This is a genomic window from Devosia sp. Root413D1, from assembly GCF_001425235.1.
Lineage (GTDB): Bacteria > Pseudomonadota > Alphaproteobacteria > Rhizobiales > Devosiaceae > Devosia_A.
Genome location: NZ_LMEA01000007.1, coordinates 319,037 through 343,261, shown reverse-complemented (window position 1 = coordinate 343,261; position 24,225 = coordinate 319,037). Strand labels below are relative to the sequence as shown.

Annotated in this window: 19 protein-coding genes and 1 tRNA gene; 13 read left to right on the top strand and 7 right to left on the bottom strand. The window is 62.2% G+C overall.

Annotation, left to right across the window (positions count from 1 at the left end; genetic code table 11):
• Positions 1–94 precede the first annotated feature (94 nt).
• The 11 genes from ASC89_RS06455 (at position 95) to wecC (ending at position 15,144) form a co-directional block, all read left to right on the top strand.
• Positions 95–1,294: a sugar transferase gene (locus tag ASC89_RS06455; protein ID WP_055995970.1), complete on the top strand. Its 1,200-nt coding sequence runs from the start codon at positions 95–97 to the stop codon at positions 1,292–1,294.
• 143 nt (positions 1,295–1,437) lie between these two features.
• Positions 1,438–2,661 (top strand): O-antigen ligase, encoded by a 1,224-nt coding sequence (locus ASC89_RS06450; RefSeq protein WP_162247913.1) that lies wholly within the window; start codon positions 1,438–1,440, stop codon positions 2,659–2,661.
• 191 nt (positions 2,662–2,852) lie between these two features.
• Positions 2,853–3,782, top strand: a complete 930-nt coding sequence (locus tag ASC89_RS06445; protein WP_162247912.1) for a glycosyltransferase — start codon at positions 2,853–2,855, stop codon at positions 3,780–3,782.
• A gap of 5 nt (positions 3,783–3,787) precedes the next feature.
• A complete protein-coding gene (locus ASC89_RS28405) occupies positions 3,788–5,146 on the top strand; it encodes a phenylacetate--CoA ligase family protein (protein WP_156384526.1) in 1,359 nt (452 codons plus the stop codon).
• On the top strand, positions 5,143–6,363 hold the full coding sequence (locus tag ASC89_RS06435; RefSeq protein WP_055995959.1) for a hypothetical protein: 1,221 nt from the start codon (positions 5,143–5,145) through the stop codon (positions 6,361–6,363). Before ASC89_RS28405 ends, ASC89_RS06435 begins: the two co-directional genes overlap by 4 nt.
• Positions 6,360–7,487, top strand: a complete 1,128-nt coding sequence (locus tag ASC89_RS28100; RefSeq protein WP_082533215.1) for a glycosyltransferase family 4 protein — start codon at positions 6,360–6,362, stop codon at positions 7,485–7,487. The genes ASC89_RS06435 and ASC89_RS28100 overlap by 4 nt, the downstream gene beginning before the upstream one ends.
• Positions 7,444–9,633: a bi-domain-containing oxidoreductase gene (locus tag ASC89_RS06425; RefSeq protein ID WP_244488408.1), complete on the top strand. Its 2,190-nt coding sequence runs from the start codon at positions 7,444–7,446 to the stop codon at positions 9,631–9,633. The genes ASC89_RS28100 and ASC89_RS06425 overlap by 44 nt, the downstream gene beginning before the upstream one ends.
• A 63-nt stretch (positions 9,634–9,696) precedes the next feature.
• Entirely contained in the window at positions 9,697–11,322 is a 1,626-nt protein-coding gene (locus tag ASC89_RS06420) for a heparinase II/III family protein (protein ID WP_082533214.1), read from the top strand.
• Positions 11,323–11,457: 135 nt separating this feature from the next.
• On the top strand, positions 11,458–12,648 hold the full coding sequence (locus tag ASC89_RS06415) for a glycosyltransferase family 4 protein (protein ID WP_055995950.1): 1,191 nt from the start codon (positions 11,458–11,460) through the stop codon (positions 12,646–12,648).
• 31 nt (positions 12,649–12,679) lie between these two features.
• On the top strand, positions 12,680–13,822 hold the full coding sequence (gene wecB, locus ASC89_RS06410) for a non-hydrolyzing UDP-N-acetylglucosamine 2-epimerase (RefSeq protein ID WP_274532687.1): 1,143 nt from the start codon (positions 12,680–12,682) through the stop codon (positions 13,820–13,822).
• Positions 13,819–15,144 (top strand): UDP-N-acetyl-D-mannosamine dehydrogenase, encoded by a 1,326-nt coding sequence (gene wecC / locus ASC89_RS06405; RefSeq protein ID WP_055995947.1) that lies wholly within the window; start codon positions 13,819–13,821, stop codon positions 15,142–15,144. The genes wecB and wecC overlap by 4 nt, the downstream gene beginning before the upstream one ends.
• A 28-nt stretch (positions 15,145–15,172) precedes the next feature.
• Here wecC and ASC89_RS29090 read toward each other — a convergent pair whose 3' ends face one another.
• The 7 genes from ASC89_RS29090 to ASC89_RS06375 all read right to left on the bottom strand — a co-directional run bounded on the left by ASC89_RS29090 (position 15,173) and on the right by ASC89_RS06375 (position 22,092).
• On the bottom strand, positions 15,173–15,298 hold the full coding sequence (locus ASC89_RS29090) for a hypothetical protein (protein WP_274532686.1): 126 nt from the start codon (positions 15,296–15,298) through the stop codon (positions 15,173–15,175).
• The gene (locus ASC89_RS06400) at positions 15,295–15,654 is read right to left on the bottom strand and encodes a hypothetical protein (RefSeq protein ID WP_156384525.1); all 360 of its coding nucleotides are present in this window, start codon (positions 15,652–15,654) and stop codon (positions 15,295–15,297) included. Before ASC89_RS06400 ends, ASC89_RS29090 begins: the two co-directional genes overlap by 4 nt.
• Before the next feature lie 141 nt (positions 15,655–15,795).
• Positions 15,796–15,885: transfer RNA gene (locus ASC89_RS06395), tRNA-Ser, on the bottom strand.
• Positions 15,886–15,915: 30 nt separating this feature from the next.
• Positions 15,916–16,887 carry a quinone oxidoreductase gene (locus ASC89_RS06390; RefSeq protein WP_055995944.1) on the bottom strand — a complete coding sequence of 324 codons (972 nt, stop codon included), beginning with the start codon at positions 16,885–16,887 and terminating at the stop codon, positions 15,916–15,918.
• Between the two features lie 3 nt (positions 16,888–16,890).
• Positions 16,891–18,393, bottom strand: a complete 1,503-nt coding sequence (locus ASC89_RS06385; protein WP_055878286.1) for a hypothetical protein — start codon at positions 18,391–18,393, stop codon at positions 16,891–16,893.
• A 13-nt stretch (positions 18,394–18,406) separates the two neighbouring features.
• The gene (gene flgK / locus ASC89_RS06380) at positions 18,407–20,254 is read right to left on the bottom strand and encodes a flagellar hook-associated protein FlgK (RefSeq protein ID WP_055878287.1); all 1,848 of its coding nucleotides are present in this window, start codon (positions 20,252–20,254) and stop codon (positions 18,407–18,409) included.
• Between the two features lie 68 nt (positions 20,255–20,322).
• On the bottom strand, positions 20,323–22,092 hold the full coding sequence (locus ASC89_RS06375) for a flagellar hook protein FlgE (protein ID WP_055878289.1): 1,770 nt from the start codon (positions 22,090–22,092) through the stop codon (positions 20,323–20,325).
• Between the two features lie 256 nt (positions 22,093–22,348).
• Between ASC89_RS06375 and ASC89_RS06370 the strand changes: the two genes are divergently transcribed.
• Complete coding sequence (locus ASC89_RS06370) at positions 22,349–23,215, top strand: hypothetical protein (protein WP_055878291.1); 867 nt, start codon at positions 22,349–22,351, stop codon at positions 23,213–23,215.
• A 57-nt stretch (positions 23,216–23,272) separates the two neighbouring features.
• Positions 23,273–24,190: a homoserine O-succinyltransferase gene (metA, locus tag ASC89_RS06365; protein WP_055878292.1), complete on the top strand. Its 918-nt coding sequence runs from the start codon at positions 23,273–23,275 to the stop codon at positions 24,188–24,190.
• Positions 24,191–24,225 lie beyond the last annotated feature (35 nt).

Below are 24,225 nucleotides of genomic sequence, written 5' to 3'. Positions count from 1 at the left end.
GGAAATTCAGGGAGAGGGCCTGGGAGGCCTATGGCCTCCGCATTGGCTACTGAGCCGGCTGGGTCGCACACGCGCGCAGATCTTCGGCGCCCTGTTGTTCGGCGTCCTCGTGCCGGTGGCCTTCCGCTGGGGCACCGACATTGACGGCTGGCTGCTGCCAGAGCAGATCTCCACTATCGTCGCCACCACCTTCGCCATCGCCCTGGGCCTGATCGGGCTGCGCCAACTGGCACGGCTGCCCGGCGTCGAGGAGAGCATCTATTGCGTGCCGGCCCTGCTGGTGAGTTTCCTTTTGGCGCTGGCGGCCCTCTTGATGCTGCGCCTCGAGTACAATCGGTACCTGTTTCCCACGAGCTTCGCGCTGACCGTCGTCTGGGTGTTTGTCGCCCACGCCCTCAACCGCCGCTACCGCACGGTGCGCCTCGCTATCGTGCCGGGTGGCGAGGTCGAAACGCTCGCTTCGATCCGCGAGGTGGAGTGGCTGCCGCTCGACACCCCCACCCTACCACCGGGCCGCCTCAACGGTCTGATCGTCGATTTGCGGCAGGATCTCGATCCACGTTGGGAACGCTTCATCGCCGATTGCGCCCTCGCCGGCATCCGCATCTTCCACGTCAAGCAGATCCGCGAGTCGCTGACCGGCCGGCTGGAAATCACCCAGCTCTCCGAGAATACACTCGGCTCGCTCAACCCCGACGCGCTCTATCTCAAGATCAAGCAGGGGCTGGACTGGATTTTCGCGCTCCTGGCGCTGGTGCTGCTGTTCCCCGCCCTGCTGCTGGTCGGCCTCGCCATCCGGCTGGAGTCGCCAGGCCCGGCGATTTTCCGGCAGACGCGGATTGGGTTCCGAGGGCGCCCCTTCAAGGTGCTGAAGTTTCGCACCATGCATCACGACGGCCGCCCCGGCGACACGCTCGCGTCCGCGGTAACCACGGACACGGATCCGCGCATAACGCGCCTGGGCAAGTTCTTTCGGCGCACCCGGATCGATGAACTGCCGCAGCTGTTCAATGTGCTGAAGGGAGAGATGAGCTGGATCGGCCCGAGGCCGGAGACCGCGCCCCTGTCGAAATTCTACGACAATCAGCTTTCGTTCTATCGCTACCGCAACATTGTCCGCCCCGGCATTTCCGGCTGGGCCCAGGTCAACCAGGGCCACGTCACGGGGGCCGACGAGACCCTGGAAAAACTCCACTACGACTTCTACTACATCAAGAACTTCTCGCCCTGGCTGGACGTGCTGATCGCGTTCAAGACGGTTGCGATCGTGGTGTCGGGGTTTGGGTCGAGGTGATGACCCAGCACCGAGATCTGTCAGCGTCTTCGGAGACATTAGACAAGCCGCCCTCTCGACTAAGTGGAGCCGTGCCTCGTGGCTCACACTCTACCTTGGGAGTCGAAGATCTCGCCGCCAGGGTCCTCGTGCTCTGTTGCGCCTTGAATCTCAACGGCCTGTTCTCGATGATTTGGGACGTCGAGCAGGCAATCTCAGTTGTCGTCCTAGCGGCAGCAGTCCTCCTCGTTATCCAAAGAGGCAGGACAACGTACAGCGCTCCCTTTGCTTTGGTAGTCGCAGGCATTGCCAGTTACTTGATTTTCGCTGGCGTGGTGACGAGCCCCGAATACACTGACGCCGCTTCAAACCGTTACTATTTCTCCTACCTCGCTTCAATTCTGATTATCTGGGCAGCCGCCTCGTACATTTGCAGCATTCAGAACGAACACGAACTTCTTAGATTTATCGCGTTCGCAAGAAATGCGTTTGTGGTGGCAGCGGCATCTGTGTGGTTTTCTCCCTTATTGTATCAGATCTATGTCAATCTTCCTCCGTCGGCGGATAGCCGCTCCGGGGGCTTCTTCGGCAATCCCAACGAAGCCGCTACGGCAGCAATTCTGGCATTATTACTGACGATTAACGTTCCATTTGCGCGACGAACATTGCAATTCGCTGTCTTGGCCGTATGTTGCGTGGCTGTATTCATGACGTTCTCGAAGACCGGAATGGTCGTAGCGATTGCTGTCATCGCAATGACTTTTATTAAATATGCCAAGCACAACTGGTATTTCTTAGTAATAAGCGCAGCGGCGCTGATCCTGCTTGTTTTACAGGACATCGGGTGGATCGTTCAGGCGCTAGCGGACCAAACGCTGTTAGAGCTGGACGACTCACAGCGAAGACGATTGCAGGCCGTCGTAGAAACCTTAAGCGGCAGAATTGACGCTGAAACCTCCACAGGACGAACCGTTATTTGGTCGCTGGTAGGTGAGCGCATCTGGCAAGCGTTTCCGTTCGGCACGGGCCTAGGCAGTGGTCACGAGGTCGTAGGAGGGGTGATGCAGTATGGTAAATGGCAGGGCGCGCATAATACCTTTCTCATGATGCTGGCCGAAGCTGGCATCATTCCACCACTGCTACTCGCGCTCGGCATTGGAACCGCCTTCCTTCGGGGCGCGCGACGAGGAGTTGGGTCACTCGAGTTTCTAATGATCCTCGTGCTGCTAGTTGACATGATGGTCACACACGGAGCGCTGGCTACCAGATACCACAACCTCGCCCTGGCGATGGCCATGGGACTGCTGTCCCGACCAGTACTTTCGCGGCGGGAGCCAGATACGTCCTGGTCACCTGCGGGGCGAAAACACGCCATGGCCGCGCGGTGAGTGCCGTGGGAGATGAAATTCAACTGGCGATGGAAGACGAGGCGAATTGGCCGCGGGATTGCCTTTTCCCGAGGGTCCTAATCGTTGGCCCCTTGCCACCACCGATAGGTGGCGTTTCAATCCATGTCTCGCGACTAGCTCGACGCCTTAATGAACTAGGGATGCAATGCTCTGTGCTTGATGAGTCGCGAGTGCAGAAGGTCGGTTTCGAGAACGTTCGCCACCTAAGCCTGCTCGCGTACCTGTCGATCATTCGCAAGCACGATCTGGTCCACATCCACACGAGCAATAGATATGTCCGGCTCGCGCACACACTGGCTTCCCGATTGATGGGGCGTTGCGTGGTTCAGACATTTCACGGCAGGCAAGGTCACGCACTCGAGCGGTTGATGCTGCGCCTGTCAAGGCTCATGGGCCACGCGAGCATTGGGGTGAGCCACGACGTGGCCGAAGTCCTTCAGGGAAATGTTTCGGTCATACCTGCCTTTGTCCCCCCACGCGTCGAAGACGAGGCTTTGCCAATAGCGGTTGCGTCTTGGTTGCGGAATGTTCACCAGTCTGGACGCGGTATTATTGCGATGAACGCGGCGCGAGCTTTTCGTCCGCACGGTATTGACCTGTACGGCATCGACATGTTGCTGACGTCATTCCTGAACACGTCGATTAATGAGAAGTACTGCGCCATCATTTGCGTAGGCTCCCGCGATGGGGCCGACGGATACCTCGATTGGTTGCTGGAGCAAGCACGACCCCTGATCTTGCAAGACCGCGTTAAGATTGTCTTCGACCTGCCCAATTTTGCAGGCGTCCTCAAAGAAGCCGATATCTTTGTTCGACCGACATCGTGGGACGGGGACGCAATCTCGATTAGGGAGGCGCTTTGGTACGGTCTCCCCGTAGTTGCGTCGGACGCGGTGCAGCGGCCGGATGCCGTCTCTTTGTTCCGAAACCGAAATCAGACCGATCTGGAGCAAGCAATTCTCTCCGTCGGTCCTCGCAGCGGACACCTCAACGCCGGGGCACCCGACTATGTGCTGGATGTGCTGGAGGTATACCGAACGGCAATGTCCCGTTTCGCAGGCAAACTGCGACTTGCCGATCCTGGCACCGAACGATCATGACCCGAATGTCGGTATACCAAAGACTCCCAGTTGTTTTGCAGAATGCGGCCTGCAGCGCGTACGGGCAGTATGTAAATTGGACGCGTTATGGTCGTGGTTTTAGATCGCAGCTGCACGAAGCCGAGCAAAGACTGGTGATGTCTGGGCCGGAATTGTTGGCATTTCGGGACCGCCGCGTTCGTCAGTTCGTCCAGCACGCCTTTGATACGACTCCGTTCTACAGAGACCTTTTTGGCAAAATTGGTGCAGAAGCGGGGGACTTTGACACCTTAGCTAGTCTTCATCGCCTCCCGGTTCTAAACAAATCAGAACTGCAAGCGCAGCCCGATGCCTTTGTGTCGAGCGCCATCGGGGCCTCGCGGCGAATAGCTTTGCATACCAGCGGTACAACCGGTACCGGTCTTCATCTTCACAGCACAATCGAGGCCGTTCGCGAACAGTATTCGATTTGGTGGCGCTATTGGCGACATCACGGGATACAACAGGGCGAATGGTGTGCCTATTTTGGAGGACGATCGGTTGTTTCGATCGACCAGCAAGGTCCGCCCTTTTGGCGGGTAAACATCCCTGGGCGGCAGATACTGTTCAGCGGATACCACGCCTCCCCTGACCGGCTCGACGCCTACTTGATTGAACTTCGTCGAAGGCGTCCGCTTTGGTGGCACGGGTATCCTTCCCAGTTCGCTTTGTTGGCCGCACGTACCATCGAGACAGGATTTGACTTGGGATACTCACCAAGGTGGATCACCACGGCGTCTGAAAACCTCATGCCTCAGCAGAGAAGTGCTATCCTTTCGGCGTTTGGCACTATGCCGCTTCAACATTACGGAATGACGGAGGCCGCTGCGAACTTTTCTCAGTGCGAGTGCGGGTCGTTGCATGTCGACGAGGACTTCAGCGGGGTCGAATTTTTGCCTAGCTCACGGCCTGGCGTCTTCAAAGTGGTTGGAACGAATTTCTCTAACCTTGCGACACCGTTGCTGCGATATGACGTCGGCGATGTTGTTGTCCTTTCGGACCGCACCTGCAGCTGCGGCCGTCCTGGACGCACTGTCGAAAGTATCGATGGCAGGAACGAGGACTATGTACTCCTGGCCAACGGGAGCCGCGTGGGACGGTTAGATCACATTTTCAAAGACATGACGAACGTGCACGAGGCCCAAATTCGACAGACAAGCCCAGGCGCTATTACGGTGCTCGTCGTTAGAGGTAGCAGGTTTGGGCCTCGGGACGAGGAGAACTTACTTCTTGAGTTTCGGAATCGCCTTGGCGAGCAAACTGCCGTCAATGTTGAGTATGTAAGCAGCCTGGGGAGAACCAGGGGCGGCAAACTACGGTTTGTCGTGTCAGAAAGCGCCCAATGACCCACGCTGCAGCGGTCACCAAAGGCGAGGAGCCGCCAGCCAAAGAGGCGTCTGGCTTACTGTCGCAAACCACCGTCACGTTCCTGTCTACTCTGTTCGTTCAGGCCGCCACATTTGTCGTGCTTTTCATCTCCGCGCTGAAAATGCCCACTTCTGCATTTGCAGATTTAAGCATAATTACTGCATCCGCGATGATGTCAGCTGCCCTTTTGGAGCTTGGGATAAGCATCACAGCTACAAAATGGTACCGCGAGACATTGGACGAGGATGTCCTTGCGTCGGCCCTAATAGTGCGGATTGCAATTGTTCCCATTGCCCTAGCGATTTCCACAACCATCGGCCCCATCTTTGGCATGAAAGAGATTGCACTTGGCATCGCTCTCGGCGCTGTTCTCAACATATGGAATGGCGGACGCTCAGCGGACCAGGCACGACAGGACTACCGGAGCTTCAGTCGAAAAAGCCTAATCTTCGCAACGATACGTCTGACGGCAGGCTTAGCAGCCCTCTTTATAGTCGGAAGCCCCATGCTAGTGGCCGTGGCCATCTACGCGCTTCCGACATTGGCTGGCGTAACCTTGGCTAAGGGTTTGCCGAATTGGTCGTGGGCGTCGACGAGGAAGTCGTGGGACGCAGCGCGATACGCCTTCTTTGTTTATATTGCTTCGGTTACATTCATCGCGTTGCAGTATGTTCCGCAGTTCGTGTCCCATGCGCGCATGGACGAAGGTAGTGTTGCTACCTACGGCATCGCGTTGACCTTTGCCAGCCCGGTCTCGTTGCTTGTATACTCGCTTCGAAGCGTGCTTCTGCCGCGAATGATAGGCAAACACACAGCGATCGAATCCTTTCTCTGGAGTCGGCGCGGCCGGTTCGTGGTGTTCGCAACGCTTTTGACAATGCTGGTCGCCGGATATCTAGGCTCGGTGGTCCTCGAGTTTCTCTACGGAGAGAAGTACCCGGACATCGCCATCGTCTTTGTGGTGTTTTTTGCTGGGTATTCCGCAACCGCCACCATCGGCATCTATAGCTTAAGTCTCCACACCGTGGGCGTGCCTAGACTTGGCGCCTTGGTGGGGCTGGTTCGGCTAACCGTGCTGACAATCACGCTTCTATTTACGCGGTCTCTGCTCGACGTTGTAGTGGCAACTGCAGTTGTGATGGTTGCATCGGAGGTGATGCTGGTCGCGCTGCTATCGCGGGCGAGGCCGCGATGAGGGTAGTAATGGTGGGTCCCTACCCGGAGCCCGGCGATGCGATAACAGGTGGGGTGGAAAGGGTAATCGATACCCTTCTGCCCGAGCTATCGCGACACCTCGACCTTACTCTTGTTGTCCCTGGCGCCTCACGCGACCTAGAGACAAAAGCGCATGGCGTGCCGGTGGTTTACCTGCAGCGTGGGCCGGGCACTGGCGCCTTGCGCTACTGGACCAGCGATGCGGCTCGACTAAAACGGGCGGTCGACAGGTTCCGGCCCGAGTTAGTTCATCTTCAGGGCTCGGCTGGGGTGGGTAGGAAGCTCCGTACTAAGCGAGTGCTGACAATCCACGGCTTTGCGCACCGAGACATCTTGGTTTCCGCCCGCGGACAGCGTTGGGGATCAACGACTCGTCGACTAGCGTCAAGGCTGGTGGAATGCGTTGAGGCCGATGCTCGCGCCCGATCAAAGAACATCATCTTAATCAATCCATATGTCAGAGACGTCCTTCCCGACGTCGCAACTGCAAAGACGTTCGACATTCCCAACGCCCTGGACCCAGTCTTCTGCGCGCTTACATCGATGGCCAGCGAACGACAGCGAAACAGCATCGTCTCCATCGGAAGAGTCGGACCACTCAAAAACACACTTGGAATGCTCCGGATTGCCGCCCGGGTAATGAACGAATACCCGTCTGCCACCTTGCGGATTTGTGGCTCCACTATTGACGATGCCTATTACCAAGCTTGCAGAACATTCGCGAACTCCGAAGGAATTGGTGATCGAGTTCATTGGCTCGGCAACGTTAGTGCAGCAGATCTAGCATCGACTCTAGACACAGCTTCCTGCCTCCTAGTCAATTCGCTACAAGAAAACGCTCCGATGGCAATTGCCGAGGCAAATGCACGCGGCGTTCCGGCAGTTAGCGCCAAGAAATTTGGCATGCAATACATGATCACACCCGGAGAAAATGGCTTCTTCTTTCTCGATGACGACATCAACGATCAAACGTCAGTCCTGCAGGCAGCTTTACTTCACGATTGGGACCGCAGTCGCATCTCCCGCGAGGCACGGCATAAGTACGATCTAAAGCAAATCGTTGAGCAGACGGTCTCGGCGTACCAGCAGATTATCGCGACGTGAGTTGCCCCCAACAATGAAACAAATCCTGCAGTCCCTACGCACCGGCGTTACTGAGCTCACCGAGGTTCCATCTCCCGGTGCGGGGCGTGGGCACTTGCTGGTGCGGACGACAGCCTCCCTTGTCTCAGCCGGCACCGAGCGGATGCTGGTTGAGTTTGGCAAGGCCGGGTTTATCGGCAAGGCCATGCAGCAGCCTGAGCGGGTGAAGGCCGTAATGGAGAAGGCCAGGACCGATGGCCTCGCCGAAACTTTCGACGCCGTCAGCCGCAAGCTCGATCAGCCATTGGCCTTAGGCTACTGCAATGTCGGTCGCGTCATCGAGCTCGGCCCTGACGTGCACGGGTTTGCGGTGGGCGACCGGGTCGCCTCGAATGGCAAACACGCCGAGATCGTCAGTGTGCCGACCAACCTCGCGGCGCGCATTCCCGACAACGTGGGTGACGAAGAGGCGGCCTTCACTGTGCTCGGCGCCATCGCGCTGCACGGCATCCGGCTGGCTGCACCGACGCTGGGTGAGGTCTTTGCCGTCTCAGGCCTCGGGCTCGTTGGTCTCCTTACCGTGCAGCTGTTGCGCGCGCATGGCTGCCGAGTGCTCGGGCTGGATTTCGACCCGGCGCGGCTGGAACTGGCGCGGCAGTTCGGGGCCGAGACAGTCGATCTCTCCGCCGGAAACGATCCCGTGCGGCGCGCCGAGGCGATGAGTAGCGGCCACGGCATCGATGGGGTCATCGTCACCGCCTCAACGAAAAGCAGCGAGCCGATCCACCAGGCGGCGCAGATGTGTCGCAAGCGGGGCCGCATCGTGCTGGTTGGTGTGACGGGGCTCGAACTCTCGCGTGCTGATTTCTACGAGAAGGAACTGACCTTCCAGGTGTCATGCTCCTACGGTCCGGGGCGGTATGACTCCGCCTACGAAATCAAGGGACTGGACTATCCGATCGGCTATGTCCGCTGGACCGAGCAGCGCAACTTCGAGGCCGTGCTGCAGATGCTGGCTGAAGGGAAGCTCGACGTCGGGCGGCTGATCTCCCACCGTTTCGCCATCGATGACGCGGAAGCGGCGTATCGCATCGTGGGTGGAAGCGAGCCCTCCCTTGGCGTGCTGCTGAACTATCCGACGACCGAGGCTGTCGAACTGCTGCGCAGCCCGAGCGTCAGGGTGCCGGTTGCAGCCACGATGCAGGCGCGGCAGCCACGGTCAGCGCGAAGCCCCACGATCGGCCTGATCGGTTCGGGCAACTACGCGACCGGTATCCTGCTGCCGGCACTGCAGGCGACTGGCGCCAGGCTGAAAGTGGTTGCCTCCAGCGCCGGCGTGAGCGGCATGCATGCGGCGCGCAAGTTCGGCATCGAGACGGCGACTACCGACGTTGCCGCCGTGCTGGCCGACGAGGCGATCGACGCAGTAGTCATCGCCACGCGTCACGACAGCCATGCTGATCTGGTGATCCGGGCGCTGCAAGCCGGCAAGCACGTCTTTGTCGAAAAGCCGCTCGCCATCACCGCTGCTGAACTCGAAGCTATTGCCGCTGCCTACGAGGCAACCGGCGGGAGTCCGCCGACCCTGATGGTCGGCTTCAATCGCCGCTTCGCGCCACATGTGGTGCAATTGCGGAAGCTCCTTGGCAGCGAACCCAAGGCTATGGTGATGACCGTCAATGCCGGTGCCATCCCCTCCAGCCATTGGACGCAGGATCGCGAACAGGGTGGTGGTCGACTGATCGGCGAGGCGTGCCACTTCGTCGACCTGCTCAGGCACGTGGCGGGATCCTCGATCATCAGCGCGCGCCTCAACCGCATGGTCTCTACCACCGGCGATACGGCCAGCATCGACCTCGGATTCGCTGACGGCTCGATCGGCACGATCCATTACTTCGCCAATGGCACCAAGGCCTTTCCCAAGGAGCGCCTGGAGGTCTTCTCGGCTGGCAGGGTCGCTCAGCTCGACAATTTCCGTACCCTCACCGGCTTCGGCTGGCCCGGCCTTAAGCGGCAGCGTTTGTGGCGACAGGACAAGGGCCAGGCCGTCTGCATCGGCGCCTTCATCGACGCGCTTGCCAACGGCGGGCCGTCACCCATCGCTTTTGAGGAACTGATCGAAGTCAGCCGCGCGACAATTGCGCTGGAAGCCGGAGGGACGGTCTGAGATGGCGCGCCGTCCAAACTGGCCCGGTAACTCCGCGACGTCCCCCGTGATGGCGTCTCGATAATGACTAAGGCTGGTGCCGACGCCCTGCGGCTGTTTCATACGGTTCGTCGCCTTCGGCCGGTGCAGGTGTACGGCCGAGCCTGGCGACAGCTCAAGCGAGGCAGGATCGATACTCGGCCGTCCCCTCCCGTGCGGACGGTGATCGGCCCATGGGCGGCCCCTGCCCCGCGCGAGCGCTCGCTTCACACAGCCTGGCGGACGCGCTTTCTCAATCACGACGGCGAGATCGCCCAAGCCTCCCAGTGGGAAGATCCGTCGCAAACCAGGCTCTGGCTCTACAACCTCCACTATTTTGACGACCTCGCCTCGGCCAGCGACGAGCAGCATCGCGCGCTGCAGCGCAAGCTGATCAGTCGGTGGATCGCCGAAAATCCGCCGGCCAACGGCACCGGCTGGGAGCCCTACCCTGTTTCGCTGCGGGCAGCGAACTGGGTCAAATTCTGGCTGGCCGGCAACCAGCCCGATGCCGGCTGGCGGGACAGCCTTGCGGCACAATTGCGCTGGCTGATGACGCACCTTGAGTGGCATCTGCTCGGTAATCACCTGCTCGCCAATGCCAAGGCTTTGGTGCTGGCGGGACTTTACTTCGAGGGCGATGAGGCCGAGGGCTGGCTTCGTAAGGGCTTCGAAATCTATGGGCGCCAGTTGCCCGAGCAAATCCTCGGTGATGGCGGCCACTTCGAGCTCTCGCCGATGTATCACGCCATCATCCTCGAGGACCTGCTGGACCTCGCCAATGCCGGGCGCGCCTATGGTCGGACGGAACCGTTCTTTGCCGCGCTGTCGGAGATCATCGGCCGGATGCGAGCCTGGCTCGCGGCAATGACCCACCCCGACGGGGAGATCGCCCTGTTCAACGACGCCGCTTTCGGCGTTGCCGCCCCGCTGGGCGATCTCGAGGCCTACGCCCGGCGGCTCGGGCTGCCAGACCTGCTCAGTGCGAGTGGCCGGCTTCGCCACCTCGCCCCCTCGGGCTATGTGCGCCTCGACCGCGGCGATGCAGCGGCTTTCCTCGACTTGGCCGCCGTCGGGCCGGACTACCTGCCCGGCCATGCCCACGCCGATACTCTGTCATTCGAGCTCTCAGTCGGCGACGAGCGTGTCATCGTCAATGGCGGCACCTCCACCTACGAACGCGGACCACTGCGGGAGTCGCAGCGCGCAACACGCGCCCACAGCACCGTCGAGGTCGCAAGCCAGGACTCATCGGAGATGTGGGCAAGCTTTCGAGTGGGTCGGCGCGCCTGTGTGGAAGCCACTGCAGTGGTTGATACGGCCCAGGAGACCGCCGTCTCTGCCGCCCATAATGGCTATCGTCGTTTGCCCGGCAAGCCGCTGCACCGACGCAGCTGGGTGATGACGGACAACGCGCTAGAAGTCCGCGACCAGGTCAACGGCAGCCAGCCCGTGCCGGCGATCGCGCGCTTCCATCTGGCGCCCGGCGTGGCCGCCGACGGCGACCGACTGATTACCACCTCCGGGCGCGCCATCCGGTGGCGCTCCACGGCACCAGCGACTGTTGAACAGAGCGATTGGCATCCCTGCTTCGGGCAAAGGCTGCACGCCAGCACGCTGCTCGTTCCGATGCCAGCCGGCGAGCTGATCACCGTTTTCGAGTGGGGCTGATGCGGATCCTGTTCGCTACCGGCGACATACCGCACAGAGCGCCTGATCCTGCAATGCAGCGCCGCAATGATGCCTGCATGTGGCTAAAGCCGCTCATGACATCGGCATATGCGAAGCAAGAGAGGCGGTAGATTCGTGCGTATCTTGATCGTGTCGCAGTTTTACCCCCCCGACATCACTGCTGCGGCTTTTCGCATTGGCGAGACGGCGGAGATCCTTCGCAACCTAGGGCACGACGTCAAGGTGATCACCACCGAACCCCATAAGTCAGATGCGAAGATCGATGACGAAACTGACCGCTTGCATGGGGTGTTGCGTGTGCGCGTCAGCTCTGCTGAAGGTGGTGGAACCTGGCGCTATGTGGCGCACTATCTTTCGTTTGTACGTCGCAGTGCCTGGGTAGGGCTCTCGCAGTTGTTCGGGCGCTGGCGTCCTCACGTCGTCTGGGCCACCTCGCCACCTCTGTTTGTAGGTCTAACCGGATGGTTTCTGGCCCGGATAAATCGCTGCCCGCTGATCTTTGATGTTCGTGACATCTGGCCGGAATCTGCAGTTGCCGCCGGCCAGTTGTCCGACACTGGTCTTGGGTTCAGGGTCGGCAAGCTACTCGAAAAATGGCTCTATGACCGTGCTGATCGCATCACCTGCGTGTCGAGCCGGATGGCCGAGTATATAGGATCCCGCACGTCGACAGGCACATCGGTGATCTATAACGGCGTGTCGGCCAACCATGCACGCGCGGCCTCTGCGCCGGTGGATCGCAAGCGGATACTCTATGCGGGCAATCTTGGGCGTGCCCAGGCGCTGGACGCCGCAATCAGAAGCTTCGCGCGGATCTGCAACGAGTCCATTGCGAATGGCTGGACCCTCGAGTTCCTGGGAAATGGCGCTCTCAAGACCGACCTCCAGGCAGTTGCCGCCAAGTCTGGAGTAGAAGGTCGCGTGACGTTTAGTGCCGCCGTCGCCAAAGACGATGCCATGGACGAGCTCGCTCGTTCCGCCGTGCTTCTGATCAGCCTGAAATCCGATGCCGTGTTCGATCTGACCATTCCGTCAAAGGTGTTCGACTATCTCGCCGTTGGGCGCCCGATCCTCTTCGGCATAAATGGAGAGGGCCGCGACATTCTCCAGTCAACCGGCGCAAATGTCGGCTTCACACCCGGCGATGAAGATTCCCTCGCCGCGGCCATTCACCAAATGATGACAGCTTACGAGCAGTTCGACGCTCGCGCCGAGCGAAACCCTATCGCTGTGACTGACGCCTATTCCCGCGAAGCAAACACCGCTCAGCTGGCTTCGATATTCGAGGGATCTCTGCGTCGATGAACTGCCCCCACCCAGCGCCGGAGCTCGCCTGATGGCCATGCGGATACTCCTCGTCTTCGGTACGCGCCCCGAAGCCATCAAGATGCTGCCGCTGGTCAAGGCGCTGGCGGTCGAGCCCGCGCTCGAGGTTCGGGTCTGTGTCACGGCGCAGCATCGGCAGATGCTGGATCAGGCGCTGGCGCTGTTCGAGGTGCAGCCCGACTACGATCTCGACGTCATGACAGCGGCGCAGGGGCTCGAGCAGATCACCACCGCCGTGCTCACCGGGCTCTCCGCCATCCTCGACGCCTGGCGACCGGACCGCGTTCTGGTACATGGCGATACCGCAACCGCGATGGCCGCCGCCCTGGCAGCGTTCTACAAGAAAATTCCGGTGGGGCATGTCGAAGCCGGGCTGAGATCCGGCGACCCGCTGCAGCCATGGCCCGAGGAGGTCAACCGACGCCTGATCGATGTCATCGCCGACCAGTTCTATACCCCCACGGCCGAGACGCGCGACAACCTGCTGCGCGAAGGAGCGCCGCGCGCCGCGGTCTACCTCACAGGCAACACCGTCATCGATGCGCTGATGATGATGGCCGCTCGGGTGGAGAACGAGCCGGGCCTCGCCGCAGGTCTGGCGGAGAGTTTTTCCTATCTCGAGCCCGGCCGGCCGCTGCTGCTGGTGACCGGGCATCGGCGCGAGAATTTCGGGCAGCCGCTGCTCGACATCTGCGCCGCGATTGCCGAGCTGGCGCGCACCCATCGGCTGCAGGTGGTCTACCCGATCCACCCCAACCCGAATGTGCAGGGTCCGGTGCGCCAGGTCCTCGCGGGGGTGCCGCATGTCCACCTGGTCGAGCCGCTCGACTACCTGCCATTCGTCTACCTGATGAAGCGCAGCCACGCGATCCTCACCGATAGCGGCGGCATCCAGGAGGAAGCCCCTGCCTTGGGCAAGCCGGTGTTCGTAACCCGTAACGTGACCGAACGCCCCGAAGCGGTTGCGGCCGGTACGGTCGAACTGGTCGGCACAGACCAGCGCACCATCGTGGAGCGCGTGGGCCGGGTCTTCAGCCCAGCCGGTGAACACGAGCGCATGGCGCGCCGCATCAATCCCTATGGCGATGGGCGGGCCTCACGCCGCATCGCCGACCTACTGGTTGGACGCAAGATGAAGGAATTTGAGCCATGACCGCCACATCTATCGCTCGTACTTGTGTCGTCGTTGGCCTGGGCTATATCGGCCTGCCAACCGCCGTAGTGATTGCCAGAAGCGGGATGCGGGTGGTCGGCGTCGATGTCAACGCAGCGCTGGTGGCCAATATCAACGCCGGCCAATGCCCGATCGTCGAACCCGGCCTGCCCCAGGCCCTCGCGGCCCTGGTCGCCAATGGCAGCATCGTCGCCACGACCACCCCACAGAGCGGCGACGTCTACATCATCGCCGTGCCGACGCCGTTCGCCGGCGGCTACAAGCCCGACCTCACCTATGTGAACGCCGCAGTGCACGCCATCGCTCCCGTGCTCAAGCAGGGCCAATTGGTGATCCTTGAATCCACTGTGCCAGTAGGCACCACCGAACTGGTGGCGCGCTGGATCGAAACGCTGCGGCCAGACCTCACCTGCTCGCGCCAGGGCAGTGACAGCGGCGATGTCCTTGTGGCCCATTGCCCTGAGCGCGTCCTGCCCGGACAGATCCTACGCGAGCTGACCGAGAATGACCGGGTGATCGGGGGGCTAAGCGAGCGTGCCGGCGAAGCCTGCCGCGCCTTCTACAGTTCGTTCGTCACCGGCAACTGCGTCGTCTCCGACGCCCGCACCGCCGAACTCTGCAAGCTCACCGAGAACTCGTTCCGCGATGTGAACATCGCCTTTGCCAACGAGTTGGCCGAAATCTGCGCTGAGTTGCAGATCGATGTGTGGGAACTGATCTCGCTGGCAAACCTGCATCCCCGCGTCAACATCCTGAAGCCGGGTCCGGGCGTCGGTGGCCACTGCATCGCGGTGGACCCCTGGTTCATCGTCTCTGAGGTGGGGGAGAAGGCGCGCCTGATCCGAGAGGCGCGCTGGATCAACAGCGAGCGGCCGCGCCAAATCGTCAGGAAAGTACTCGAAAGCGTGGCCGCGGGCGGCATTCGCTCGATCGGTTGTTTCGGGCTTAGCTACAAGGCCGATGTCGATGACTTCCGCGAGAGCCCCGCGGTGGAAATCGTCAGCCTGCTCGCCAAGGAGCTGCAATTGATCGGGTCCAACGTCGAGCTGCGGGTGATTGAGCCGCATATCTCACGACTGCCCGACGAACTCGCGCACTCCGCTCTGGTCACACTCGGCGAGCAGGATGCAGGTTTATCGAGCGATATGATCCTCATGCTGGTGGATCACCGCGAGTTCCGAGCCATCCCGCAATCGGCCATCGCTAACAAGGTGGTCATCGATACGCGCGGGCTTTGGGCGAAGGCCAACCAGCGCGGCCCGGCCGAGATCGTCACGCAGGCACGCGCTGCCGTCCGGTGACTTTTCCCCGCCCCTACGACCGGACTACCTAGAACCGCACGACCTGCAACGCCACGATCCAGAACACCACTCCCGTCAGCACCAGCAGCGGCACCCCCCAGCGGGAGGGGATACGGTCGAGTTGGTCGGCGAGCCTCTCCCAGAGGCGCTTCATTGGCGCAGCAGGTAGGGCTTGTGGTTGTAGAAGACGGTGCCGGGAGCGACTTCGACGCGGCCGGGCGAGCCTTTGGCGTCGAACTTTACCGCCTCGAGATAGGCGAGGTAGCAGGCGCTCTGGCACTTGCCCTTGAACAGCAGCGTCTTGCCTTCCATCAGCATGGCCCGGGCATAGCCCTCCCACACCCAGACTTCGCCGCCAGGGCCAGTAAAGGTGCACACGCGGCGCTCGGCGCACGATTGCGGGTAATAGCCCTTATGGGCCAACAGGTCGGCGCGTGACATCCGTTCGGCAGCCGGCGTATCCGGCAGCTGGCGAACGGCGACGCCCGCAGCAAGTGCGGGTGCGGCCAATAAAGATGCGAGAAGTACGGCAGAAAACTGCGTCCGAAAGCTAACCATTTCCAAGCCCCAATCTTGGTTATGGTCCGCCGCAGGTGATAGATTAACAGATACTTAACCGCCTACCAAGACGGGCAATTATCACAAATGCTTTGGCGGGTAGGGAGGGATTCGAACCCCCGGAACGCTTTCACGTTCGCCGGTTTTCAAGACCGGAGCAATCAACCGCTCTGCCACCTACCCGACGGCCACGCCTTTAGCGGCAGCCGCGCCTTACGGCAAGAGCAGCGTCGAGCCGGTGGTGGCGCGCGTCTCGAGAGCGATGTGGGCTTTGGCCGCTTCGGCAAGAGGAAAGGTCTGGTCGATGGCGATCTTCACCTTGCCCAGCGAGATCACATTGAACAGCGCCTCGGCCCCAAGCCGCAGATCGTCGGCGGTCCTGAGATATCCCCCGGTGGTGGGGCGGGTGAGGAACAGCGAGCCCTTCTCCGCGAGGATGGTCAGCTTGGGAATGGACACCGGACCCGAGGCATTGCCAAAGCTCACCATCAGGCCGCGCGGCTTGATGCAATCGAGCGACGGCTCGAAGGTCGCGGCGCCGACGCCGTCGCAGACGACGTCCACCCCTTTGCCGCCCGTGAATTGCCTCACCCGCTCGACAAAGTTGTCGGTTCGGTAGTTGATTGTGAGGTCGGCGCCATTCGCCTGGGCAATGGCGCACTTGTCGTCCGATCCGGCCGTGGCGATCACCGTCGCGCCAATCGCCTTGGCCCATTGCGTCAGGATCTGGCCGGTGCCGCCGGCGGCGGCGTGGATAAGGATGGTCTCGCCTGCCTTGAGCGGATGGGTCCAGTGCAGCAGGTAGAAGGCGGTCAGGCCCTTGAGAATCGCCGCTGCAGCCACCTCGTAGCTGATGGCATCGGGGATGCGCACCACCCGGTCCGCCGGCAGCAGGCGCTCGTCGGCATAGGCGCCGACAGAGCCCTGGTAAGCGATACGATCGCCAACCCGCCACTGGGTGACATCAGGCCCGACCGCGATCACCTCGCCGGCGCCTTCGTTGCCCGCGATGAACGGCAGCGCCACCTTGTAGAGCCCGGTGCGCTGGTAGGTATCGATGAAGTTGAGCCCGATGGCGTGGCTTCTGATCTTGATCTGACCCGCGCCGGGTGCCGGAACCTCGACCTGCTCCAGTGTCAGCTTTTCCGGGCCGCCAAGTTCGCGGACGACGATTGCACGGCTCATCGGTTACCTCATGTAGTTCACCAGCGACAGCTGGCTGAGCAGCGCGGTGGTCTGATAGCTCGCTTCGAGGCGCGTCTTCAGCGCCAGGATTTCCATGGCGATCGTCTCGGTGGGCGCCGCCTCAATCTGCTCTAGCATGTTTCCAAGCTGGGCGGAGTGCGCGGTATGCCGCTCGGCAATGGCGCCAGTGGTGCTCTGGGCGAGGCCAAGCTCGACGGTGATCGCGGCGAGTGAGCCGGGCTGGTTGTCCTTGGTATCGGCGAGGCGGGCGGCATTGCGCGACATCATCGAGGAGTAGCGCTTTTCCGAGGTCGGATCGCTGTCGGGGAAATCCTGCACGGCGACGGCAGCGAGGGTCTGGATCAGGTTGATGAAGCCGCTCTCGTTGGCCTGGACGCCGTAGCCGACGGTGGTGCCTTCGCCCACTCGCGCCGTGACGGTGCTGCGCGGATCAGCGCTGTCCTCGCCGGTGTACCAGAGCATGGTGTTGGCCGAGGTGCCGGCGATGAGGCCGGTGGCGCTGTCGAAGGGCGGGCCGTCGACGCGCATCACCTGCTCGCCCTGGCCGTTGAAGAAGTTCTCGGCGGCGGCATAGGCGGAGGCCGAGACCAGGGTGGTCTCGGCGAGCTGTTTGACCGAGCCGGTGAGCGCGGTCTCGAAGCTGGCGGCAGTCGCATCGGCATCGGCGCCGATCTGGAACTCGCCGTCGCCCGGCGTGCCTGACGTAGCGACGAGGACGATCTGCTCCTCGGTGCCGTCAGGCATGGTGAAGCTGACCTGCACCTTGTCGCCGGCATTGGGCAACGGCGTGCCGAACTTTACCGTCAGCGCCGGTGGCGGACCGCCGCCCGGGGCCGTGACCGCGATATTGGCCGAGGTGGTGGTGATGCCGGAGAGCTTCATGCCGAAGACGGTGGTCTCTTCGGCCAGCGTCACCGTGTCGGTGACCCGACTGATATCGAGGCGGCCAAGATGGTCGGCCCCGAGATCGGCGAGCTTGCGCTCCCCGGCCACCTGCTTGAAGCCGGCACGGGCGCCGACGCCGTTCATCACATCGGATGAGGTCGCCACCGGCTGGCTGTCGGTGCGGTTGCCGCCGAACATGTAGCGGCCGGCGACATCGGTATTGAGCAGCGTCAGCACTTCGTCGAAGCGCGAGCCGGCCAGCGTCGGCGTGGTCTGGAAATTGATGCCGGAGGTGCCGCCGCCGCCCGAGATCGCCGCGGCGCGGGCGTCGGACTCGATGGTATCGAGCCGGCTCATCACCGTATCGAGCACTTCGAGCCTGAGGTTCACCGTCGAGATCGACTGCTGGTAACCCTCCATCCGCGCCATGCGCTGGCGCAGCGCCAGGTCGAAATAGCGGTCCGAGCCCATCTCGGCCAGGGTCGAGGCCTTCTCGCCACTGGCCAGCTGCGTCTGCAACTGGTCGTAGCGGGCCTTCATGGCGGTGATGTTCTTGATGCCGTTGGCGAGCGGGAACATCGTCTTGCCGACTGAGGTCATGGGCTTGTTCCTTCTAGAGCTGCATCAGGGAGTCCATCAGTTCCTGCACCACGCTCATCACCCGCGCATTGGCGGCGAAAGCGTTCTGCAGTTCCATCAGGCGCGCCATTTCTTCGTCGACGTCGACGCCGTATTCGCTGTCGAGCCGCTGCGTCAGGGCAGCCAGCGTCTGCTGCTGCGTCTCGTTGTTCGAGATCGCCGCTTCGGCAACGTTGCCCTGGTAGTTGAGGGTCTGCGAAATCAGGTCGGCGACGGTACCGCCGAGGCGTGAGCTGGCGTCGCTCAGCCCACCCCCCTGCCCGCCGGAAAAGCGCATGTCGTCGAGGTTGGCGATCACCTGGTTGAGCCGGTCCTGATCACCTAACGGCGTCGTGCCGGTGTATTGCACCAAGAGCTTGTTATCGGCGACGATCGAGGCGTTGACGCTGATGCGGCTGGCGAAGCCGAGCTTCTGGCCGACGCCGTCGAGGCTGTTGGTGAAGTCGGCATTGTTGGTATCGACAAACAGCGAGAAGCCGAGCGTACCGTTCTGCAACCCCGAGGAGGTGGTGCGGGTCGAGAGCGACAGCATGTCGGTGGTGCCGGCGACGCCGTCGTCCATGATCCTGAGTGTGCTGCCCGACGGGTTGGAGACAGACAGCCCCCCACCCAGCTTGTTCTGCAGCTGCGAGGCGACCCCAGCGGCTCCGCCGGAGAAATCGAGCCCGATCACCCTGGCGCCGTTGGCATCGACATAGTCGAGCGGGAGCTTGGTGGTGTCGTCGACGCGCAGCACGCGGACGGTCTTTTCGGCGCCGCCCTGCGTGTACTTGAAGGTGAACTCGTTGCCGTTGCGGACGTTGGCGAGGTCGACCTCGTAGCCGTTGGACGGGCCCGAGGTGACCTGCGTGCCTTGCTTGACGTTGGTCGACATGGCCTGCGCCACCGAGGCGGCGATCTCGTCGAGCTGATCCTGCGCCTGCACCAGTTGCTGGTCGCGCAGCTGGATGAGGCCGGCGAGTTCGCCCGATTGCAGGACGTTCTGCTTGACCAGGTCGATCTCCAGCCCGGCCGGAGTCATGATCGAGAGCTTGCCGACGCCGCTCACCGCATCGTTCGGGCTGAAGCGCGAGGCGGCCGACAGCGCACCGGCGCTTTCGTAGCTGAATACGGATGCCTTGACGTCGAGGATGCCGACGCCGGAGCGGGTCATCAGCGAAACGGTGCCGTCGCCGCGATAATTGACGCGCAGATCCATCTGCTGCGACAGGTCCTCGACCAGCCGGTCGCGCTGGTCCATCAGGGTGGCGCGCGAGGTGGCATCGATGCCCTGGTCGGCGAGCCTGAGGTTCACCTTTTCCAGCGATTGCAGCTGGTTGTTGATCGAGTCGACGCTGTTGGAGAGCTTGGCCTCGATCTCCTGGCGCAGCGACTGAATGTCGGAGCTCAGCCGGTTGAGCGTCGAAGCCACGGTCTGGGCCTTCTGCACCAGATCGGCTCGGTTCGCATAGCTGTCGGGGCTGGTCGCCACGGCGGCGAGAGAACTCTCGAAGGCATTGTAGGCGCTGTCGATCGAGCCGACAGTGCCGGGCTTGCCGAACAGGGTCTGCACCCGGTCGAGGAAGCTCGCCTGCACGCTGGTGAAGCCGGATTCGGCAGTGCTGCGTGTGTAGTGCGCCTGCAGGGATTGGTTGAAGGTGCGGCTGAGCTGGCCCTCGCGGGCATAGGTCGAGTTGACGCCCAACGAGTCGATGACGCTGACCGAACGCCGGTGATAGCCGGGGGTGCCGGCATTGGCGACGTTGTTGGACAGCGTATCGAGCGCGTTCTGCCCGACACGCATGCCCGAAAGCGCATTGCTGAGGGTAACCGAGAGCCCCATACCACCCTGCTCCAGTTGAGAAAGCTCCGGCGCAGGGCGGACCCGCGCCGGAGGGGTTCAGTTCCGCCTCAGCGGATCATGTTCAGCGATTCCTGCAGCATCTGGTCGGCCGCGGAGACGATGCGGGTACCGGCGGCGTAGGCCTGCTGCGTGACGATCAGCTTGGTGAACTCTTCGGAGATGTCGGTGTTGGAGGCCTCGACGGCCGAGCCGATCACCCCGTCGGTGTCGAGCAGCGGCTCGCCCGATTCCGAGGTCGCGGCGAACACGCCGCCGTCCATTCTCTTCAGCGCATTGACGGCGCTGAAGTTGGCGGTGACCACCTGGGCCACCTCAAGCTGCTGGCCGTTGGTGTAGGAGACCACTACGCGGCCATTGTCGTTGACCGCGACCGAGACGAACTCGCCGGCGGCATAGCCGTTCTGGTTGAGCGTCGTCACTTCGGCATTGCCGTTCGGATCGGCGAACTGGGTAAGGCCCGAGGCACCGTGCTGCAGGGTGATGTCGCCGATGGCGACGCCGTTGACCTGGAGACCCTGCAACTCAGTGGACTCGACGGGCGGGTTGGGCGAGCCGTCCGGCCCGAAAGTGTAGTCGCCACCGAACCGAGACCAGGCGGTGCCGGTGCCGGTAGCTTGCGAGTTGGTGAGAATGAACAGGTTCCATTTCTCGGAACCGCCGTTCGCCGTCGAGTTCACCTTGGCCCAGCGCATCTGCACGTTGGCCGGCGCACCGTTGCCGGCATAGACCGTCACCGCACCGCCGGAGATCGACTGCGAAACGAAGGCATCGGCCTTGTCGGCGCTGACGCTGTTGACCCGCTGCTGAAGGGCCAGAGCCGACGAAACGGTCGGGTTGTAGGTGCCGTCGGCAAGGCCGAAGCCCAGCGACGAGGTGCCGGTGGTGTTGTCGGCAACCTGCACCACGTCGGTGGCGTCGGCGCCGGTCACGGTGATGGCGCCACTCGAGCTGAGAGCCACGGTGGGCCGATCGCCGGCCGGCAGCGCGCCGTTGATGGCCGTCTGGATGGCCGTCAGCAGGCTACCGACGGTGCCCGAGGCGGTCACGTCGACGTTGGTGCCGCTGGTGCCGCCGCCTTCGTTGAAGGTAATGGTGACCGGTGTGCCATTGACGGTGAGGGTCAGAGTGTTGCCGGCGCTGGCAATGGTGTTGGCGGCAGCGCCGGATGTGGTAGTCGCACCCGAGGTGGTCGCCGCCGTATCGGGCGTGATGTTGAGGAAGTCCTGCGCCCGCAGCAACTCGCTGCCCGGAGTCTTCGAGGCCTGGTAAGCCGCGGTCTTGGGCAGTTGCGGCAGGTTCAGCTCGTAGTTGACCGAGGTGGTCTGCTGCGCCGGCAGGAACGCGCTCGACACCTGCAGCACCTGCGGCACCGAACTCGAGATGTTCTGCGTCGCCGGGTCGATCGGCAGGCCCTTGAGGTAGTAGCCCGAGCCGTTGACAAGGTAGCCGTTCTTGTCGAGTTCGAAGTCGCCGCGGCGGGTGTAGTAGTTGGCGCCGGCGAACAGCGTATCGCCGTCCGACATGCCGATCGGCGGCTCGACGACGAAGAAGCCATTGCCGTTAATGGCCATGTTGGTTTCGGTCGAGGTGCCCTTGATGTCGCCCTGGATGTTGTTGGTCGAGCGCGAGTAGGCGAGCACCGAGCCGGCCGTCTGCCGCTTCTGGGCGGCATCGGGGATCATGTCGACGAAATCGGTGTCGATGCGCTTGAAGCCGGTGGTCTGGCTGTTGGCGATGTTGCCCGAGATGTTCTCGAGCGCGAAGGATTGGGCGCGTAGCCCGGTGACTGCGGTCGAAAGAGCGCCGTAGATGCCCATAGTTTGCTCCATACCCCCATTTGGCGTGCGGACACGCGGGTTCGGACAATGCAATGCAAGGGCGATGCCAGTTCAGCTGCGCATTGAAATTGCTGGGTTTTTCGCTGCGCTGGTAACGGGTGTGGCGACAAAGGGGCAAAAGAGTCCGGGTCGGGCGGCAGGAATTGCCGGGGTGGCATGGCCGGGCGGAGCCCCCTGCCCTTGTCGCGTCCCCGCGCATCGTCTAAATCGATCACGCCGAACCGGACCCGCCCCTATGCTGTTCAATTCCGCCGAGGATTTCCTGAGCGCGCCGCGTCACGCCGTGACGGTGTTCGGCATGGCCGGGGTCGGCAAGACCTGGCTGGCGGCGCTGCTGCGCAAGCACCAGTGGTTCCACTATTCGGCCGACTACCGCATCGGCACGCGCTACATGGGCGAGTTCATCGTCGACAACTTCAAGGCCGAGGCCATGAAGGTGCCGTTCCTGCGCGAGCTGTTGCGGACGGACTCGATCAAGATCGACAGCAACATCACCTTCGCCAACCTCGACCCGCTCTCGACCTATCTCGGGCGCCCCGGGGATGCGCGCCGCGGCGGCCTGCCGCTTGCCGAGTATCAGCGCCGGCAGGAGCAGCACCGGGTGGCCGAGATCGCGGCGCTGGCGGACGTGCCGTATTTCATCGAGCGCGCCGACCAGCTCTATGGCTACTCGAACTTCATCGCCGATACTGGCGGTTCGCTGATCGAGGTGGTGGACCCTGCCAATGCCGAGGACCCGGTGATCAAGGCGCTGACCTCGAGCACGCTGCTGCTCTACATCCGCGGCACCGAAGACGACGCCCACAAGCTGATCGAACGCTTCAAGCACAGCCCCAAGCCGATGTATTATCAGCCGCACTTCCTCATCGAGAAGTGGAACGAGTTCAAAACCCTGAACAAGGTCAAGGACGACGCCGGCGTCGACCCGGACGCCTTTGGCGCCTGGGGTTTTGAGGCGCTGCTCAAGGATCGGCTGCCGCGCTACCAGCAACTCGCCGATAATTTCGGTTACACCATCGAAGCCAGCGACCTCGCCACTGTGCGCGACGGCGACGAATTCCTCGACCTCGTGGCAGGGGCGGTCCGTCAGCGAATGCGATAGCGCCCTCACCGGCGCCGCTTCCGCTCACCTGATCGCTATCCTATCTAGAGGCACATCATGCCAATTCGCATTCCTGACCACCTGCCGGCGGCCAAAACCCTTCAATCGGAGGGTGTCATGGTCATGGACTCCTCCCGCGCTGCCCGCCAGGACATCCGCCCGCTGCAGATCGGCCTGCTCAACCTGATGCCCAACAAGGAGCGGACCGAGACGCAGTTCGCCCGGCTGATCGGCGCCACGCCGCTGCAGGTCGACCTGACGCTGGTGCGGGTCAGCGACCACAAATCCAAGAACACTTCCGAAGAGTACCTCAAGAGCTTCTATTCCACCTGGGAAGAGGTGCGGGAGAAGAAGTTCGACGGCTTCATCGTGACCGGTGCGCCGGTGGCGAACATGCCGTTCGAGGAGGTCAAGTACTGGTCCGAGATGCTCGAGATCATGGACTGGACAGAGACTAACGTGCACCACACGATGTTCATCTGCTGGGGGGCGCAGGCGGCGCTGCATCACTTCCATGGAGCGAAGCGCTACCGCATGCCGTCAAAGGCCTTCGGGGTGTTCCGCCACAAGCTGGTCGGCCCGCAGACGCCATGGCTGCATGGCTTTTCGGATAGCCCGATGATCCCGGTGAGCCGCTATAACGACATCGACCGAACAAGCCTCGGGGCGAACCTCGAAGTGCTGATCGACAACGACGACATCGGCGTCTGCATGCTCGAGGACAAGGTGCGCCCTGCCCTCTACATGCTGAACCACCTCGAGTACGACAACCGCTCGCTGGCGGACGAGTATGAGCGCGACGTCAAAGCCGGGCTGGACACGGCGCCGCCGGTGAACCTGTTCCCCAATGGCGACACCACGGTGGAGCCGGAGAACCGGTGGCGCAGCCATGCCCACCTGTTGTTCCAGAACTGGATCAACGAGATCTACCAGACCACGCCGTACGAGCTCGAGAAGATCGGTTTGAGCGAGTAACTCGTTGTGAGGGACTGAGAGAGACGGCCCCCTCC

Coding starts and splice junctions, on each gene's coding strand:
- metA (WP_055878292.1), top strand. CDS start 23,273: ATGCCAATTCGCATTCCTGACCACCTGCCGGCGGCCAAAACCCTTCAA.
- ASC89_RS06435 (WP_055995959.1), top strand. CDS start 5,143: ATGACCCACGCTGCAGCGGTCACCAAAGGCGAGGAGCCGCCAGCCAAA.
- ASC89_RS28100 (WP_082533215.1), top strand. CDS start 6,360: ATGAGGGTAGTAATGGTGGGTCCCTACCCGGAGCCCGGCGATGCGATA.
- wecB (WP_274532687.1), top strand. CDS start 12,680: ATGGCCATGCGGATACTCCTCGTCTTCGGTACGCGCCCCGAAGCCATC.
- ASC89_RS06370 (WP_055878291.1), top strand. CDS start 22,349: ATGCTGTTCAATTCCGCCGAGGATTTCCTGAGCGCGCCGCGTCACGCC.
- ASC89_RS06420 (WP_082533214.1), top strand. CDS start 9,697: ATGACTAAGGCTGGTGCCGACGCCCTGCGGCTGTTTCATACGGTTCGT.
- wecC (WP_055995947.1), top strand. CDS start 13,819: ATGACCGCCACATCTATCGCTCGTACTTGTGTCGTCGTTGGCCTGGGC.
- ASC89_RS06375 (WP_055878289.1), bottom strand. CDS start 22,092: ATGGGCATCTACGGCGCTCTTTCGACCGCAGTCACCGGGCTACGCGCC.
- ASC89_RS29090 (WP_274532686.1), bottom strand. CDS start 15,298: ATGAAGCGCCTCTGGGAGAGGCTCGCCGACCAACTCGACCGTATCCCC.
- ASC89_RS28405 (WP_156384526.1), top strand. CDS start 3,788: ATGTCGGTATACCAAAGACTCCCAGTTGTTTTGCAGAATGCGGCCTGC.
- ASC89_RS06385 (WP_055878286.1), bottom strand. CDS start 18,393: ATGACCTCAGTCGGCAAGACGATGTTCCCGCTCGCCAACGGCATCAAG.
- flgK (WP_055878287.1), bottom strand. CDS start 20,254: ATGGGGCTCTCGGTTACCCTCAGCAATGCGCTTTCGGGCATGCGTGTC.
- ASC89_RS06390 (WP_055995944.1), bottom strand. CDS start 16,887: ATGAGCCGTGCAATCGTCGTCCGCGAACTTGGCGGCCCGGAAAAGCTG.